Below are 1,999 nucleotides of genomic sequence, written 5' to 3'. Positions count from 1 at the left end.
CCAGGCACTCGGGCAGGAAACTCAGCTGCGAGCGGTCGGCTCCTTCAACGAAACGACCCATCCGATCCCCCCGCATCGCGGCAGGAAAACACTACCTGACTCGCGCGTTTTTACACAGCCAGGGTCGATTTCGGCCATCACGCGTAGCGCTCCGTAGGTCCGCTTTCGGGCAAGGAGCCAGAGTCCGCTCCTGGCGCTTCCTGTTGATCCCTCGCCGTAAGATGGCACGCTCCCGCCTAAGCAGCCTGACTCCTTTTCGTTCCCTCATCCGTCTTAGCTCCATCACATGATCGGAGCGCGGAAACATGAGTTTGCAGGACAAGAATGTCGTGGTTACCGGCGGCAGCCAGCTCGGGGTGACACAACGCAGCATCGTCATCCTGAAGGACGTACAGGAGGTCAGCCAGCGTCGCAACCCAAGGGGGCTGGGTGGCGGCATTGCCGGGCAACGGCAGATAACCGAGGCCGATGGCCGTCATCCATATGCCTGAGCAAAACATGAAGAACTCGTCGATATAGCCTGCGATCATCACTGTTGCCTTCGGCATGAGGCGTGCCCCTTACTGCTGGCGAGCTGGACGCTTGATCTGAAAGGCAATGGCTAGGCTAAAAGAACTCATCAATCTCGCGTTCGATCTCAAAAGCGAGTGCGCGGTACTCTTCCGCACGGGTCTGTCCTTCTAGCGAACCTGATTTCGCCCAGTAGTCCGCCGCCCCGCACGCGGTCTCGTAATCTTCGGATAGTTCGAGGAAACGCGTATCCTGGCCGCATCTGTCTCGGAGTTCCATCCGACGCTGCGGCCAACGCAGCATGAGCCGTGCCAGTCCGCGCCTCTGTGCCGGGTTCATTCGCAACCTCTTGCCGCTCGGGTGGCGGACCACGTCGATTGTCGGGAAGTCGACATGAACCAGAGGCGAACGATTTCCAGCAGGCGGGTGGCGGCGCTCTAAGCAGGCCTTCGGAACTGCCACGTGAGGCGCGAGCTCATATCCGCCGTGAGAGCGCGGATCGTCTGCATCCGGCAGACCGCTTACGTCGGCTCGTGGCGCAACGCTGCCGAGCGGTTGGCAGATCAGCATGCGTGCATTGGACGGGGAGCTGAAATCCGCCTTTGCAGCTGCGAGGGACCGGAAATTGGCGCACCTCGGCGGCATCCAGCACGGCTTCAGCCGCGCCCCTTCCGCTGAGTAAAGCGCTAACTCCGCCTCCAAGACCCGTGCTAGCATCGGCTGCACCGTTAAAAACCAATTTGAGTCTCGGCCGGACATTCAATGCGCCCACTTCGCTCGCTCGCTCGCAGGCTCACTTCTGGCCATTGGGCCGCGCTCTTACGCGGCTTAACTTTAGTCTTCGCACTTTTAAGTTACGTCCCGACTGGGGCGGCGCAAACGGCAAATCCGCCTGCTGGCTTGAGCCAGGAGCAATTTGACGCCCTGGTCGAAGCTATCGGCCAGTCTGTCGTTGTGAAATTGAAAGGAACTGCCGCCGAGACACGAGCTTCCAACGCTCCTGCAATCACGCCCAGCGCGGCGGAAGACGGTATCGAGACGCGCGTAAGCGATTTCGTCAATCGTGCCGGTCGGGCGGTTGCAGCCTTCCCCGAGCTGGGCCAGCGGCTCAGGGGACTTCCGGCCCTGATCGTGGAAGCCGGCGCTGGTAGGGGGCTGCTTTCGTTCATCGCGATACTGGGGCTCTCGACCCTGGCAGCACTGGGAGCAGAGCGACTTGTCGGTCAATTGTTCGGCGGTGCTCCGCGGCGACTAAGCTTGAGGGCTGGCGCCGGCCGTGGATTATCCGCGGCCCTACCGCTTCTAGGCATTATCGCAATCGATTTGCTGGGCTTGGTCGCCGTATGGATAGTTAGCTATGGCGCGCTTGGCATTTGGTTCTCGTGTGGAAACGGTCCAGACAAGCTGGATGCGGCCATTCTCGACGGCATCCTGGCTTTGCGCTTCTCCTTGACGCCATTCCCGAACGTTCTTGCGCACGGGCTCTACT

3 protein-coding genes are annotated in these 1,999 nt (G+C 60.8%); 2 read left to right on the top strand and 1 reads right to left on the bottom strand.

Annotation, left to right across the window (positions count from 1 at the left end):
- Positions 1-305: 305 nt before the first annotated feature.
- The gene (locus B6S44_RS29495) at positions 306-491 is read left to right on the top strand and encodes a hypothetical protein (RefSeq protein WP_164985954.1); all 186 of its coding nucleotides are present in this window, start codon (positions 306-308) and stop codon (positions 489-491) included.
- A gap of 115 nt (positions 492-606) precedes the next feature.
- On the opposite strand, the gene B6S44_RS24930 is transcribed toward B6S44_RS29495, so the two are convergent.
- On the bottom strand, positions 607-849 hold the full coding sequence (locus tag B6S44_RS24930) for a hypothetical protein (protein ID WP_129159577.1): 243 nt from the start codon (positions 847-849) through the stop codon (positions 607-609).
- Between the two features lie 561 nt (positions 850-1,410).
- Here B6S44_RS24930 and B6S44_RS24925 point away from each other — a divergent pair.
- Positions 1,411-1,999 (top strand): hypothetical protein (locus B6S44_RS24925; RefSeq protein WP_164985953.1); only part of this gene is annotated, 589 nt, incomplete at its 3' end.

The sequence above is a fragment of the Allobosea sp. Tri-44 genome (assembly GCF_004123845.1).
Lineage (GTDB): Bacteria > Pseudomonadota > Alphaproteobacteria > Rhizobiales > Beijerinckiaceae > Allobosea.
Note: the sequence above shows the minus strand (reverse complement) of the source record. Positions and strands in the feature narration are given on the sequence as shown.